We start from the raw sequence: 15,835 nt of genomic DNA on the forward strand, positions 1-15,835 counted from the left end.
TATAATTCGCGGATTATTTTTAAGTCGCGAGTGATCTCATGTCAAAGCAAGAAGTCAATAAAGTTGTTTTAGCTTATTCTGGTGGATTAGATACGTCGGTTATCCTTAAATGGCTAGAAGATGTATACAATTGTGAAGTGGTTACGTTTACCGCCGATTTGGGTCAAGGTGAGGAAGTAGAGCCAGCCCGTGAAAAAGCACGGTCCTACGGCATTAAGGAAATTTACATTGATGATCTAAAGGAAGAGTTCGTCCGTGATTTTGTTTTTCCAATGTTTAGAGCGAATACAATTTACGAAGGGGAATACCTTCTCGGGACATCTATTGCTCGCCCGCTAATTTCAAAACGCTTAATTGAAATTGCTAATGAGACAGGAGCGGATGCCATTTCACACGGGGCAACCGGCAAAGGCAATGATCAGGTGCGTTTTGAGCTCGGTGCCTATGCGTTAAAGCCAGATGTAAAAATTATTGCGCCTTGGCGCGAGTGGGATTTAACCTCGCGTGATTCATTGCTTGCGTATGCTGAGAAAGCGGGGATAGCCGTTGAAATGAAACGTGGTAAAAAGTCACCCTATTCGATGGATGCGAACTTGCTACATATTTCTTATGAAGGGGATATTTTAGAAGACCCATGGGTTGAGCCAGAAGAAGACATGTGGCGTTGGTCTGTTTCTCCAGAAGCAGCCCCCAGTGAGCCGACCTATATTGAACTGGAGTATAAAGGTGGTGATATTATAGCGATTGATGGTCAAGCGATGTCACCGGCTACCGTATTAGCGGAATTAAATAAAATAGGTGGGGCAAACGGTATTGGCCGTGCAGATATTGTTGAAAACCGTTATGTGGGTATGAAGGCGCGTGGTTGTTACGAAACCCCAGGCGGCACTATCATGCTAAAAGCGCATCGTGCCATCGAATCGATAACATTAGATCGCGAAGTGACCCATCTGAAAGATGAATTGATGCCACGTTACGCTAGCCTTATTTACAACGGCTACTGGTGGAGTCCAGAGCGTGAAATGTTGCAAACAATGATTAATGCGTCACAAATTACCGTAAATGGCCGAATTCGTTTGAAACTCTACAAAGGAAATGTGATTGTTGTGGGTCGTGAATCAGCCTCTAATAGTTTATTTGATGAAAACATTGCCACGTTTGAAGATGATGGCGGCGCATATGATCAAAAAGATGCAGAAGGGTTTATTAAATTAAATGCATTACGCATGCGAATTGCGGCTAGGAAACGTTCTTAATCTTTATAGTCAAAAAAAGCCCTCTGGGATACAGAGGGCGATAAAGAACTCTTAATAGATTTGAGGTCGAAAAAGCAGCCATAGAAGGGAGATTCGGGCTGCTTTATGCCCATAGGGCATCAGCATGTTTGAAGTAAAAATTACTCAATCAGCTTTTAAGAGTTGCTGATAGCTTACCGAGATATGTGAGTCCTGAGAATGTGGCAAATTGTCGCAGAGGTTTTAACGTTTATTTTTGTGTGACGCTATAGAGGTGTGACAATTTGTCACATTTCTGAAAACCGATTCATTGGTAAAATCCACTTTGTTGTAAAAAAACAAAAAACTAATTAGAGGGTTTATGAAACGGTTTAAATTAAGTTTATTATCATTAGCTGTCATTGCAGCTTTGCCAGTTAAGGCGGCTGATTACACAAATCAAACAATCATTGTAGAAGGTGCTAGCATGCGTCCGGGCGCATTCGGAATTGCACCAGAATCGTTAGCATTGAAAGATACTGCTGCGCTTCTAAAAAGAGTGCCTGGCGCTAATGTTAATCGTAATGGCCCGCTAACCGGTATAGCCTCATACCGAGGTCAATTTGGTGGTCGTATTAATGCAGTGGTTGATGGCATGTCTTGGAAAGAAGTTGGGCCAAACAGCATGGATCCTCCATTAAGCCATATACCAGCAGCATTAACCGATAAGCTGACCGTGTATCGCGGTATTGCGCCGATCAGTAGCGGGATTGAAACAATAGGTGGTTCAATGATCGCTGAGTCTCGTAAAGGAGAGTTCACCGATGGTGAAGAATTTGAGTTTCATGGTTTAGCGTCACTGGGGTTTAGTGAGGTAGATAACGGCTTAACCAGCAGTGTGTTGAGTGCATATTCGAATGATAGCCATCGTTTTTATGCGAGTATTAGCAAAGAACAAGGCGATGACTATGAGTTTGACGGTAGTCGTACAGTTGACCCTAGCCAATATGATCGTGATGCTTATACCATTGGTTACGGTACAAAATTTGGTGCTCATGAGTTAGGGTTTAATTACAGTAATAATGATACCGGTCATACTGGCTCCGCTTCTTTACCGATGGATATCATCTGGGTTAGAGGCGGTATATTTTCTGCTGATTACAGTGTTCAGTTAGCTGACAATCGTTCATTAGAAGTCGATTACTATTATCAAGATATGCGTCATTTAATGAATAACTTTAGCTTACGTTCTAACGGTACGAACATGACCACCATGGCAGGTAGTAGCCGCACCCGTGAAAACCTAACAACAGTTGATGGGGGTGGCTTATCGGCTGTTTATAAAATGCCTTTTTCAAACGGTCACCTTAGCCTTGGTGTGCAAGGCGATCAATCGACGCATGACGGTTTTATTACTGATCCGAACAACCCAATGTTTGGCGTGGATAATTTTAACGGCGCTGAACGCAATCGTTACAGTGGGTTTGCAGAATGGAAAGGTGACGTCCAGCAGGGTTTAGAGCTTGAAACAGGCCTTCGATATACCCAAGTTAAAATGGATTCAGACGAAGTGGGGCACCACATGTACGGGAATATGATGATGATCGGGCCTCAAGTCACAGAATTGGTTGATAGCTTTAATGAGGGAGATCGTTCTCAAACAGATCATAACTGGGATTTTGATGTTATTTTAAGGCAGTCGATATCAAGCGAATTAACAGCTGAAGTAGGTTTTGCACGTAAAATGCGTTCTCCCAGTTATCAAGAACGTTATTTATGGATACCGTTAGAAGCCACGGGTGGTTTAGCGGATAACCGAGTGTATATCGGCGATGTGAATTTAGAGCCTGAAACGGCCTATCAGTTTGAGCTGGGTCTAGAATATGCTGCTGGCGAGTTATACCTTGCGCCGCGTGCTTTTTATCACCGTGTGAATGATTATATTCAAGGTGAGCAAGTCACTGGCACAACTGCAAATATTGTAGCAGATGGCGCGAACAGTATTTTTGGCGGAGATACGGTGTTACAGTTCAGCAACGTAGATGCTGAACTGTATGGTGTGGATGTGGAGTGGGGCTATGAACTTACGACAGACTGGCGTTTGGATGGAACGGTCAGTTATGTGCGCGGTCGTCGCCGTGATGGAGGTGGAGATAATCTTTATCGGATAGCACCTTTTAATACGAGAACGCAATTAACGTTCGAACAAAATAACTGGTCATTAGCCACAGAGCTCGAAGCGTACAGTGCGCAAAATGACGTAGCTGCTTATAATGGTGAGCAAAAATCAGCCGGTTATGGGCTGCTGCATGTTCGTGGTGAAATAGCACCTATTGCAGGCCTTAAAGTTGGGTTGGGGGTAGAAAATATTTTAGATAGAGATTTTGAAGATCATACCTCAGCTGTTAATCGGGCAATGAATAATGAAGATGTTGCAGTGGGTGACAAAATACCAGGCCAAGGACGCAATCTTTATGTCACAGCGAGCTACAAATGGTAAGTTGTAAGAACTAAGTTTTACATAACAATGGTAGTAAAAAGCCTAGGTGACGCCTAGGCTTTTTTATGCGGTATTGGAAAGCAATAAAATGCTAAAAGTATATAGAGAATGATAATTGTCTCGATTAGCTCAATTATTGTTTGACGATAGAAAAAGATGATGTTTTTATAGTGCCATTGATAAATTGGCTACCAAGTAGGTGGCTTTGTTTTTTTTTATAACGTAAAAATAATTCAGGAGAACGTGTATGAAGATTGAAGCAGCAGTGGTCCGAGAAGGTAAGGGTGACTTTAAAATTGAAACACTTGAGTTAGCAGAGCCATCTGATGATCAAATTTTAATTAAAATTGTTGGTGTTGGCTTATGTCATACCGACTTAACCTGTCGTGACCAGCTTTATCCAGTACCACTTCCGATGGTATTCGGGCACGAAGGTTCGGGTGTAGTAGAAAAAGTAGGTAAAAATGTTACTAAAGTAGAACCAGGCGATCATGTTGTTTTAACTTTTTACACCTGTGGTAAATGTGATGCATGTTTAACAGGCGATCCTACAAGTTGTATAAACTCTTTTGGTCCTAACTTTATGGGGCGTGCTGTTGATGGTAGTTGTACTATTCACGATCATGCTGGTGATGAGGTTGGTTGTAGTTTCTTTGGTCAATCCTCCTTTGCAACGCATGCATTAGCATACGAGCGTAATACCATTAAGGTAACGAAAGATGCGCCGCTTGATTTATTAGGCCCGTTAGGTTGTGGTGTACAAACGGGTGCAGGTTCTGTGCTTAATGCGTTAAACCCACCTGCGGGTAGTGCGATTGCAGTGTTCGGTGCTGGGGCGGTTGGCCTTTCAGCTGTGATGGGTGCTGTGGTAGCTAATTGCACAACCATTATTTCAATTGATGTTAACCCTGATCGTTTGGAGTTAGCTAAAGAATTAGGCGCGACGCATACTCTTAATGCGTTAGAGGTTGATCCTGTTGAAGAAATTCAAAAATTAACCGGTGGTGCAGGTATCGCTTATGTGCTTGAAACCAGTGGTGTAGGCCCCGTGCTATCTCAAGCGATTATGTCATCTTGTGTTGGTGGTGAGGTTGGTATTGTTGGAGCGCCAGCGATGGGTACAACAATTCCTTTAGATATTAACCACATGTTATTTAACCGTAAATTGCGTGGAATTGTGGAAGGGGAATCAAATTCCGATATCTTTATTCCTCGGTTAATTAGTCTCTATCAACAAGGTAAATTCCCATTTGATAAATTGATTAAGTTCTATGATCTTGAGCAAATTAACGAGGCAGCAGAAGACTCAGAAAAAGGAACAACGCTAAAAGCTATTATGCGTCTTCCTAAGTAGTCACCTGTAGGGTATTAAGAAACCGGCGTTATATATAGCGCCGGTTTTTTTATGTCTGATATTTTTGTATTGGTATGGCATTGTTGCCTGTGCATTAGTTATATTTATTTTATGCTGCGCGTCCATTTCTATGACGTTTTAACCTAGAGCGTGCTAGCTATTTAATGCTGACTAAAATTGAGTAAGTAATATAATGTTCTCAGGCAGTGACGTCGTTTCAGCCTTGGTTTGCCAATAAGAACTGATCATGTGCCTAGTGGCGCTTCATTTTCAAAAGGTTGTGGCGATTGTTACTACGAATAATTAGCGGTGTTATGTGATTGATCCGCTAAACTAAATTAGGCTACTTTATTATTCAAAAAAACCGAGTAGATTGCTACTCGGTTTTTTTCTGAGTAAGAGGAAAAATTACGCGCTGACAGTTTCTTCTGTTGGTTCACCCAGCCAGTCAGGCCAACCAGCTGCTCTATTAGCTTCCCTTGCAAGCACTCTTTCTTCAGGTGTAGCGCGAGTCAGATCCCACTCTTTGAGTTTAGGTTGAGCAAGAAACTTAAACCAAATGGGCGGGATTAGGGCTGCATTGAAGGATAAAAACATGCTCGGGCCTTGTGGGCCATCAGGTGTTGGTTTTAGTTCATAAAACGGGATATATGAGTCTAGGTGATGATCGTTATGATTTGAAATTTCATATGCGAGCGGGCGAATAATGTAGGACAAGTGATTCCAAATATGACGTGATTCATAAGGTTGGCCCTCAACCCTAACTAAACCATTGTGTTGGAAGTAGTTAAAACCCTCAGCAAATAGTTTAGCTAGCATTAAGCCGAAAATGCTTATCACCATCGCATAAACGCCGCCGAACCAAGTAACGACTCCAATGAGGATAAACACTTGGACGATAGCACGTACTAAGCGACCACTCGGAGACCATATGCTTTTATTAGTTTTTTTACTCTTTTCACGTTCTGCATGAATAAAGTCTTTATAGCTGCCAAAAGAGGCCCTAAACATATAGCTATAAATGTTTTCACCTCGTCTTGCGGTATCAGAGTCCAGAGGTGTTGCTAGGTTAACATGGTGGTTGTGGATATGAGCGACGTCACGAGTGGGATCTAGAAAAAAAGTACCTAATAAGGTGGCAAAATAACGCCCATAATCTCTGCGGTGTAGTAACTCATGGGTAACAGGTACGTTGGGCATAGCGCCTAACAATCCAAGAGAAAGTACTGCGCCGACCATATCTATAACAGGGATAGAGCCTGTAGCCTGGACCGTCGTGTTGACCCAATGTACAAAGCTTGCATATAAACCAATCATAAAGAAGAGGTGAAGGTACAGAGGGATATTGACGATAAACGGGTGATTTATCTTGCGCATGTTCAGATCGGGTTTGGCTAAAACATCAAGAATAGTGATGGGTATCAGCAGCCCGACGCCGACCCAAACCCAGTGGCCTCCATGAGCAAAGCCCCAAATAGCAATGCAAACAAGAATGGTTCCGAAGTAGTATCGTAAATAATCCATAACTCCCTCCTGTAACGATTGAGTTTATTTTTATTGGAATCAACACCCTAGCACAAAAGAAAATAAATAACTAACGGATGTTATTTTTTATTGATTGCTTTAAGAGCTTGAGTTAAGGTCTTTATTCTTAATTTCAATGAAAGGGCTTTAATTAAGTCAGCCGTTAGGTTTAAACACAAAAGGAAATGTAATGATCCGTTATAAAAAATTAGGTTATGTTGCGTTGGGTGTCACCGATCTGGAAAGGTCTATTACTTATTACCGTGATTTAGTTGGTTTGCAGCTTAACTTGCAAGAAGAGGGGGTGGCATATTTCTCTTGCAGTGATGACCATCATAATCTAGTGCTTTACCAAAATGATGTTGCGGGGTTAAAGCGCATTGCATGGGAAATGGAGAGTGATGCCGAATTAGATAACGCGGCTGATACGTTTAAAAAGCATGGCCTCGATGTGTATGAATTGCCAACCGAAGAAAGTAAGGGGATTTTCCAAGGACGAACATTACGTTTTATAGAGCCTAATGATGGTATATGTTTTGAACTCTATAACCAGCAATACAAGAGAGCAACAAGTTATCAGCCAACCGTCAGTAAAATTGCCCGTTTGGGTCATGTGGTCGTGAGTTTTTCTGATTGGGATGCCTCGATCAAGTTCTTTAGAGAAGTCATGAACTTTGATACCTCTGACTCGATTGATGGTTTTATAAACTTTATGCGGTGTTTTCCTAACCCATACCACCATACGTTGGGTGTGAGTAATGCGAAATTAAGAGGCGATAGACCAGGCTTGCATCATGTTAATTTTATGGTGACAGACATGGATGATATTGGGCGCGCACTGAATAGAATGCCAGAAAATAATATTCCTATTGTATTTGGGCCAGGACGGCATCCACCCTCAGGCAGTATTTTTTATTATTTCTTAGATCCAGATGGAATGACGGTTGAATACAGTTTTGGCATGGAAGAATTTCCTGAAGAAAACCCACGGAAACCAAGGTCGTTAGAGCCTCGTCCAGATTCTGGTGATTATTGGGGAAGTGTACCGAAAGAAGATTGGGCTCAGGCTGGCGATATTTTACCGGCTAAACCACAATTGATAGGCCAGTTACTTTAAAAACCAGATTAGCCTTATAGGGGTTCAAAGTGATTATTGATGTACACACGCATGTGGTTCCTGAGTATTTCCCTGCATACTCTGGTAATAATGTAGCCACTCGATGGCCATCAATGGGCTGTTGTGATCAGCCGCATCATCGGTCAGTTTTAATTGCTGGCAAAACATTTCGAGAAGTCAGTCATCATAGCTGGGATGCCTCTCAACGTCTGCTTGATATGCAGGTGGAAAAGGTTGATAGACAAGTCTTGTCGCCAATGCCTGAGCTTTTATCCTATTGGTTTGATGTGGATGATGCTGTGCGTATGTGTGGGCATATGAATCATACGATTGCTAACATGGTTAATAGTTCTCCTGAATCCTTTTATGGATTAGGAATGGTTCCCTTGCAAGACCCTGAGCGTGCAGCTAGTGAAATGTCACGTTTACGTGCTGATTATGGTTTATTGGGTATAGAGGTGGGTACAAATATTAATGGACGGCCCATTGGCGACCCTTTCTTTGAGCCCATTTTTGCGGCAGCGGTTGAGAATGGATTATCAATTTTTATTCATCCGTTACACCCAGCTGGGGTGGAAAGAGTTATAGGCCCGCCAGCCATGTCAGCTTTGGTAGCGTTTCCAAATGAAACAGCTTTCGCGGCAGCCTCTTTAGTCAGCGGGGGAATGTTAACCAAGTACCCAGCGTTACGTATTGGGTTAAGTCATGGTGGCGGTGGTTTTGCCATGATGTTGCCGCGAATGATGCAAGGGTGGGAAACAATGGGGCGTGATCTATTTGATGAATCGCCGATAGATATTGCACAACGACTCTACTACGACACCTTGGTGTACGATAATCAAACACTTCAGTATTTAATTGACTCATTTGGCATAGAGCAACTCATGGTGGGTACTGACTACCCCTTTGTCATTCGTGAGAAGTCGCCCGGCAAGCGGATACAATCTTTGGGGCTTAGTGAGCATGATATGTCGCTCCTTCAGTCTGTTAACGCACAACGTTTTCTAGCTTGCTCTAGGTAGGCAAAGCATTCATTCATATTTTTAACACTAGCATTTTATAAAAAATAATAATCACCTAAAGGAGATCATTCCATGGAAATAGAAGCAGCAGTAATAAGGGGAAGTAAAGGGGCTTTTGAATTTGAATCGTTGGAGTTAGCAGAAGTATCAGCTGATCAGATTTTAGTAAAAATAGTCGCAGTTGGGCTTTGTCATACGGATTTAACCTGTCGTGATCAAGCCTACCCCGTTCCTTTGCCCATGGTGTTTGGTCATGAAGGGGCTGGCGTTGTAGAAAAAGTAGGTAAAAATGTGACGAAGGTTGAACCGGGCGATCATGTTGTTCTTACATTTTATACCTGCGGTCACTGTGAAGCTTGTTTGAATGGTGAGCCTGCGCGATGTGAAGCAGCATTTGAGCCGAACTTTTTAGGTCGAGCAGTCGATGGTAGTTGTACGATTCATGATCACTCGGGGGCAGCAATCGGTTCGAGTTTTTTTGGCCAATCATCGTTTGCTAGCTATTCACTATCCTATGAAAGAAATACCATAAAAGTGCCTAAAGACGTCCCATTGGAGCTATTGGGGCCGTTGGGTTGTGGCGTGCAAACAGGTGCAGGGTCGGTGCTCAATGCCTTGAACCCACCTGCAGGAAGTGCAATTGCTATTTATGGTGCGGGTGCAGTCGGTCTATCGGCTGTTATGGCCTCTGTTATTGCAAACTGTACAACGATAATTTCGGTTGATGTAAAGGAAAACCGTTTAGCGTTAGCAAAAGAGCTTGGGGCGACCCATGTTATTAATGCCGCTGAGGTAGACCCTGTTGAGGAAATTAAGAAAATAGTGGGTGGAGCAGGTATTGCTTATGTACTTGAAACAAGCGGGGTTCCAAATGTATTGGTTCAAGCAATTACTTGTTCAAAACCAGGGGGTGAAATAGGCATCGTGGGTTCACCAGCGCTAGGTGTAACGATACCTGTAGATGTTAGTTTTATGTTGGATAACCGAACGCTACGAGGGATTATACAAGGCCAATCTAACTTTGATATTTTTATCCCACGCTTAATCGAGTTGTATAAACAGGGTAAATTTCCATTTGATAAATTAATAAAATTTTACGAATTTGATCAAATAAACCAAGCAGCGGAAGACTCAGAGAAAGGCGTGACACTTAAAGCGGTGATGCGACTTCCCAAGTAGTACTTAGAATACAAACGCCGAACCTTACTCTTCGGGTTTTTACGAGGTTTAGTTAGAAATGAAAGAGCGTAATATGCGCATTTTGAATGTCAGAGCATAGTTAAAGAGAATTATCGTGAGCCAGCAAATACTATTGACTTGCGCGCGTGAGTTAGTGGCAGCTGATGCAAATGCTCTACAGGTCGTGGATAGGTGGGCACTGCAATACTAAAATAAAGCACTGAAGTGTTGGCAGCTTTCGCTGATGTTATCTGCGCTGAAAATTTGCTCTACAACGGCGATAAAGTCTGCACCTTGATTAATCAGTGCTTTTGCATTGTTGTGTTGAATGCCGCCAATGGCAACGATGGGGATAGATAAAGCAGCTTTCGCATCCTGTAGGGTTTTAAGGTTTGCTAAAGGAGTGCCGGGCTTTGTGGTTGAATTGAAAAATCGACCAAATGCAACGTAATCTGCACCCTGTTCTTGAGCCTGTAAGGCAAGCGATAAATGGTGATGACAAGTCACCCCGATAAGTGCATCCTTGCCTAATCGTTGTCTCGCTTCAAGAATGCTGCCATCTGATTGACCAAGGTGGACACCCTCTGCCTGACAGGCTAGTGCAAGGGCAGGATTGTCGTTAATGATCAATGGAACGTTATAATTTAAGCACAATTGATGAATAGCCTGTGCTCGCAGCAGTGTTTCATCAGGCGTGCTGATTTTGTCTCGGTATTGCAGAAGGCTTGCACCTCCTTGAAGTGCTTGTTCTACTTTTTCTAATAATAAAGCTGTTTCGGCTATATTTGGTGTAATAGCGTATAGGCCATTTTTAGGTAACGGAGTCATTGCTGAATGCGATTGGGGAAAAGTTGCCCTTTACCAACTCGGTTAGCTAATTTAATGGCTTGGTTAACATATGTTTGTGCCAACGCTACGGCATTGGGTATTGATTGACCTTGCGCGACTAAGGCTGCAATGGCTGAGGCCAGTGTGCAACCGGTACCATGAAAGTGGCCGCTTTGGCGTTCCCATTCATAAGTTATTTGTTTTTCATGATTAAAAAATAAGTGATTATGCAGTACCGCCCCTGGTGAATGCCCGCCCGTTATTAAAACGTAATTTGTACCTGTGTTAAGCAGTGCTTTGCCAAGGCTTTCTTCATTGTTATCGTGTTGTAACCCAGAAAGTTGAGCCGCTTCGATAGTATTGGGTGTCAACACGGTTGTGAGGGGAAGAAGCGTATTTTTAATTTCATCGAGCAGTTTAATATTGGCCAATGATGTGCCATCGCCACTAGCAAGGACGGGGTCGAAAACCACAGGAATATTAGGGTGTAACTGAATGATCTTGACGATAGCTTTAACGGCGTCGACTGACCCAGTTAACCCAACTTTGATAACAGCAATAGGCATATCATCAAACAGTACCTTGGCTTGCTCAATGATATCGTCCGCTTTTAAGGGTATTAAACGATGAACCGTGCTGGAATCTTGTACCGTTAAGCAGCTGATGATTGAGCAAGGGTGGCAGCCAAAATGGGTGAGTACTTCGATATCCGCTTGAATGCCGGCGCCGCCAGTTGGGTCATGCCCAGAAATAGTTAGTACGGCAGGTTTTGTGTCTAGATTTTTTGGCGAATGAGACAAAAGAGTGGGGTGCGTTTTACATTTAAAAAGGATGGTAGAGGAATAAATTTATAACAACAAGTGCCTGTTCAGTAGCAAACGAGTAAAATGGCCGATTATTTAAAAACAAACGTACCGAAACAATGGCACAAACAGAAAAACATACACAGCTGTTAGATTTATTAAAGCAACGCATTTTATTACTGGATGGCGCTATGGGTACGATGATTCAGTCGTATGACTTTAACGAAAGTGATTATCGTGGAGAGCGTTTTGCTGACTGGCCAAGCGATGTAAAAGGCAATAATGATTTATTATCGTTAACTCAAGAAGATACTATCCGTGCTATCCATTTGGCTTATTTTGAAGCGGGTGCGGATATTGTTGAAACGAATACTTTTAATTCAACACGTGTCGCCATGGCTGATTACGATATGCAAGAGTTATCGTATGAAATTAACGAACAATCGGCTCGTATTGCAAGAAAAGCGGCAGATGAGATTGAGGCAAAATACCCTGGCAGAGTATGTTTTGTAGCAGGTGTTTTAGGCCCAACAAATCGTACGGCCAGTATTTCGCCGGATGTAAACGATCCTGCTTTTAGAAATATCAGCTTTGATGAATTGGCGGAGGCTTATACAGAATCAATTGATGCGCTGATAAAAGGTGGGGCCGATATTATCTTGGTAGAAACCATTTTTGATACGCTCAATGCGAAAGCGGCGCTGTACGCGATTCAAATGTATTTTGAAACACATGATGTTGAATACCCAGTCATGATTTCTGGCACAATAACCGACGCCTCCGGTCGAACGTTGTCAGGTCAAGTAACCGAAGCATTTTGGAATTCGCTAAGACATATCAAGCCGATTAGTATTGGCTTTAACTGCGCTCTTGGTGCTGAAGAGTTGCGCCAATATGTAGAAGAGTTGTCTCGCGTTGCCGATACGTATATCAGTGCACACCCCAATGCAGGTCTACCGAATGAGTTTGGTGGTTATGACGAAACACCAGACGATATGGCCGGCCATATTCGGGAGTGGGCGCAAAGTGGTTTCTTGAATATTATTGGTGGCTGTTGTGGAACATCACCTGAATTCATAACGGCAATGAAAGAAGCGGTGAGCGATAGTGCACCAAGGGAAATACCGGAGCTTGAGATTGCCTGTCGATTGTCTGGCTTAGAGCCGATGAATATTTTTAAAGACTCTCTGTATGTCAATGTGGGTGAGCGAACGAATGTGACCGGTTCGGCTCGGTTTAAACGCCTAATTAAAGAGCAAGATTACGAAACAGCACTCGATGTAGCGCGTCAGCAGGTGGAAAGTGGCGCTCAGGTGATCGATATCAACATGGATGAAGGCATGTTGGATTCGAAAGCAGCGATGATACGTTTTTTAAGTTTGATAGCGGCAGAGCCAGATATATCGGTGGTTCCTGTGATGATCGATTCTTCTAAATGGGATATTTTAGAAGCCGGTTTAAAGTGTGTGCAAGGCAAAGCGATTGTCAATTCGATTAGTCTGAAAGAAGGCGAAGAAAATTTTATCAATCAAGCTAAAACCATTATGCGTTACGGCGCGGCAGTGATAGTGATGGCGTTTGATGAAACTGGGCAAGCAGATACATTTGAACGTAAAGTTGAAATTTGTACACGTGCCTATAAAGTGCTAACTGAAAAGGTTGGCTTCCCAGCCGAAGATATTATTTTTGACCCTAATATTTTTGCCATTGCCACAGGCATCGATGAGCACAATAATTATGCGGTTGATTTTATTGAAGCAACACGTGTTATTAAGCAAACTTTGCCACATGCTATGGTGTCTGGTGGTGTTTCGAATGTGTCCTTCTCCTTTCGAGGAAATAACAAAGTCAGGGAAGCGATTCATGCGGTATTTTTATACTATGCGGTTCAAGCAGGCATGGATATGGGTATTGTCAATGCAGGGCAGCTAGCAGTATATGACGATATTCCTGATGAGCTACGCGAGAGTGTCGAAGATGTCATCTTAAACCGGACACCTAAAAGCGGTACCTCTGCGACAGAGAACTTATTAGCCATTGCTGAAAAATACCTTGAGGGTGATTCAGAAGAAGCGGTTAAAGAAGCCGCCGAATGGCGATCTTGGCCGGTTAAAAAACGCTTAGAGCATGCGCTGGTTAAAGGCATTACAGAATTTATTGAAGAAGATACCGAATTGGTTCGACAAGAAGTTGAGCGTCCTTTACACGTCATCGAGGGGCCGCTGATGGATGGTATGAATGTAGTAGGTGACTTGTTTGGCGCTGGTAAGATGTTTTTACCGCAAGTCGTAAAGTCTGCGCGTGTTATGAAAAAAGCGGTCGCCTATTTAATGCCGTTTATGGAAGAAGAAAAGGGTGATGTGGTGGAGACTAACGGAAAAGTCTTAATGGCAACAGTCAAAGGCGATGTGCATGACATCGGTAAAAACATAGTTGCTGTTGTGCTTCAATGCAACGGTTTTGAAGTAGTTGATTTGGGTGTAATGGTACCTGCAGATACTATTTTGAAAGAAGCCAGCAAACACAATGTTGATGTGATTGGCTTAAGCGGCCTGATTACGCCATCTTTGGATGAAATGGTGCATATGGCAAAAGAAATGGAACGCCAAGGGTTTGATATACCGTTAATGATTGGCGGTGCGACGACATCGCGTGCGCATACAGCGGTAAAAATAGAACCGCACTATCATGGTGTAAGTGTGTACGTTACCGATGCGTCTCGGTCGGTTGGTGTGTTGAGTAATTTAATGGATAAAAGCGCGGCGAATGATTATCAGCAAAAAATTCGTGAGGAATATGCTGAAGTTCGTGAGCGTCATAAGGGACGTCAGTCTACAAAACGCCAGCTTAATTTAGATGATGCCAGGCAGAATGCAAGCACGATTGATTGGAGTCAGTATACACCGGTAAAGCCGAGTTTCTTGGGTACCAAGGTGTTGAATGATTTTCCACTGGATGAAATTGCAAAGTTTATTGATTGGTCACCCTTTTTTCAAACTTGGGAGCTGGTTGGAAGCTACCCTAAAATTTTAGAAGATGAAATAGTCGGTCAGCATGCAAAGGACTTGTTAAAAGATGCCAAAATCATGCTGCAAAAAATTATCGATGAGAAGTGGCTAACGGCTCGTGGGGTTTTTGGCTTTTATCCAGCCAATAGTCAAGTGGATGATATTGTTGTTTATGAAGATGAGTCGCGTTCTAATGAAGCAGCGGTTTTACATCATTTACGTCAGCAAAATATCAAGCCACCAGGACGTAAAAATTACTGCTTATCGGACATGGTTGCACCAAAGGGTTCAGGCATTAATGATTACATTGGCGCATTTGCAGTAACGGCGGGTATTGGCATTGAAGAGCATATTAAGCGATTTGAAGCAGATCATGATGATTATCAATCGATTATGGTCAAGGCGTTAGCTGATCGTTTAGCAGAAGCGTTTGCTGAGTGCTTACATCAGCATGTAAGAAAAGATTATTGGGGGTACGCCGCTGATGAATCACTTGTAAATGACGAGCTTATTGGCGAGAAATATACGGGTATTCGTCCTGCTCCAGGCTACCCTGCCTGTCCTGATCATACTGAAAAGGCCACATTGTTTTCATTGCTTAATGCTAGCGAGCAAGCAGGTATTGAGTTAACAGAAAGTTTTGCCATGTACCCAACTGCAGCAGTGAGCGGCTGGTACTTTGCGCATCCGCAGGCGCAGTATTTTAATGTTGGAAAACTAAAGAAAGACCAAGTTGAAGACTATGCGGTGCGTAAGGGTGAGTCGTTAGAATATATAGAACGTTGGCTGGCCCCGAGTCTTGCGTATGACCCAGATGATAATTGAGTTAACCTTTTATACAACCGAAGGGTGTCATTTATGTGAGGATGCACAGCGGTTATTACAGCAGTTATTAGTGCAGTATCCAACGCGTTTTCAAATCGAAGTGGTGGATATTATTGACTCAGAAGAGTTGATTGAACAGTATGGAACGCGCATACCCGTTGTGATGAAGGATGCTGTTCGGCAAGTGTTGGCTTGGCCGTTTACTTATGCAGATTTACTCTGTTTTGTAGAGGAAGGGGAGATGCAGTGAGAGCGAATAAAAAGGCAGTAAGCCGCTTTGCTTATATGATGGTTGTCTTAAGTGTGGTGGCCGTCTTGTTGGGTGTTGGGGTTTTTTATTGGTTTGTTTTTGATGAGGTTGGTGCATCATCTGACGGCGCAAAACGTCCCAGCTTAAGTAGCTCTGTTGTTACAACTAAGTAGAGCGTGGTTGGGAATGGCTTTTTGACTCGGTTGCTATT

12 protein-coding genes are annotated in these 15,835 nt (G+C 42.9%); 9 read left to right on the forward strand and 3 right to left on the reverse strand.

The window, feature by feature from the left end; translation table 11 throughout:
- Positions 1-38 precede the first annotated feature (38 nt).
- From CPC19_RS03310 to CPC19_RS03320, 3 genes are all read left to right on the forward strand, one after another.
- Positions 39-1,256, forward strand: a complete 1,218-nt coding sequence (locus CPC19_RS03310; RefSeq protein ID WP_015006706.1) for an argininosuccinate synthase — start codon at positions 39-41, stop codon at positions 1,254-1,256.
- 340 nt (positions 1,257-1,596) lie between these two features.
- Positions 1,597-3,714 (forward strand): TonB-dependent receptor, encoded by a 2,118-nt coding sequence (locus CPC19_RS03315; RefSeq protein WP_015006705.1) that lies wholly within the window; start codon positions 1,597-1,599, stop codon positions 3,712-3,714.
- 247 nt (positions 3,715-3,961) lie between these two features.
- A complete protein-coding gene (locus tag CPC19_RS03320; RefSeq protein ID WP_016390522.1) occupies positions 3,962-5,068 on the forward strand; it encodes an NAD(P)-dependent alcohol dehydrogenase in 1,107 nt (368 codons plus the stop codon).
- Positions 5,069-5,476: 408 nt separating this feature from the next.
- Here CPC19_RS03320 and CPC19_RS03325 read toward each other — a convergent pair whose 3' ends face one another.
- The gene (locus CPC19_RS03325) at positions 5,477-6,592 is read right to left on the reverse strand and encodes a fatty acid desaturase (RefSeq protein ID WP_015006703.1); all 1,116 of its coding nucleotides are present in this window, start codon (positions 6,590-6,592) and stop codon (positions 5,477-5,479) included.
- A 190-nt stretch (positions 6,593-6,782) separates the two neighbouring features.
- Between CPC19_RS03325 and CPC19_RS03330 the strand changes: the two genes are divergently transcribed.
- From CPC19_RS03330 to CPC19_RS03340, 3 genes are all read left to right on the forward strand, one after another.
- Positions 6,783-7,709: a VOC family protein gene (locus CPC19_RS03330; RefSeq protein ID WP_015006702.1), complete on the forward strand. Its 927-nt coding sequence runs from the start codon at positions 6,783-6,785 to the stop codon at positions 7,707-7,709.
- A gap of 29 nt (positions 7,710-7,738) precedes the next feature.
- On the forward strand, positions 7,739-8,731 hold the full coding sequence (locus tag CPC19_RS03335) for an amidohydrolase family protein (RefSeq protein WP_016390523.1): 993 nt from the start codon (positions 7,739-7,741) through the stop codon (positions 8,729-8,731).
- 72 nt (positions 8,732-8,803) lie between these two features.
- Positions 8,804-9,910 (forward strand): NAD(P)-dependent alcohol dehydrogenase, encoded by a 1,107-nt coding sequence (locus CPC19_RS03340; RefSeq protein WP_016390524.1) that lies wholly within the window; start codon positions 8,804-8,806, stop codon positions 9,908-9,910.
- 207 nt (positions 9,911-10,117) lie between these two features.
- On the opposite strand, the gene thiE is transcribed toward CPC19_RS03340, so the two are convergent.
- Both thiE and CPC19_RS03350 read right to left on the reverse strand, forming a co-directional pair.
- Positions 10,118-10,738, reverse strand: coding sequence for a thiamine phosphate synthase (gene thiE / locus CPC19_RS03345; RefSeq protein ID WP_016390525.1), 621 nt, complete (start codon positions 10,736-10,738; stop codon positions 10,118-10,120).
- Positions 10,735-11,538 carry a hydroxymethylpyrimidine/phosphomethylpyrimidine kinase gene (locus CPC19_RS03350; protein WP_016390526.1) on the reverse strand — a complete coding sequence of 268 codons (804 nt, stop codon included), beginning with the start codon at positions 11,536-11,538 and terminating at the stop codon, positions 10,735-10,737. Before CPC19_RS03350 ends, thiE begins: the two co-directional genes overlap by 4 nt.
- 122 nt (positions 11,539-11,660) lie before the next feature.
- On the opposite strand from CPC19_RS03350, the gene metH reads away from it, so the two are divergent.
- From metH to CPC19_RS11875, 3 genes are read left to right on the forward strand one after another with little or no spacing between them, the layout of a single operon-like run.
- Positions 11,661-15,374, forward strand: a complete 3,714-nt coding sequence (gene metH / locus CPC19_RS03355) for a methionine synthase (RefSeq protein ID WP_016390527.1) — start codon at positions 11,661-11,663, stop codon at positions 15,372-15,374.
- Positions 15,355-15,624, forward strand: coding sequence for a glutaredoxin family protein (locus CPC19_RS03360; protein WP_236610535.1), 270 nt, complete (start codon positions 15,355-15,357; stop codon positions 15,622-15,624). The genes metH and CPC19_RS03360 overlap by 20 nt, the downstream gene beginning before the upstream one ends.
- Positions 15,621-15,797, forward strand: a complete 177-nt coding sequence (locus tag CPC19_RS11875) for a hypothetical protein (protein WP_015006695.1) — start codon at positions 15,621-15,623, stop codon at positions 15,795-15,797. The genes CPC19_RS03360 and CPC19_RS11875 overlap by 4 nt, the downstream gene beginning before the upstream one ends.
- The last annotated feature ends 38 nt before the right edge of the window (positions 15,798-15,835 follow it).

It is taken from the genome of Cycloclasticus sp. PY97N (genome assembly GCF_002443175.1).
Taxonomy (GTDB): Bacteria; Pseudomonadota; Gammaproteobacteria; order Methylococcales; family Cycloclasticaceae; genus Cycloclasticus; species Cycloclasticus pugetii.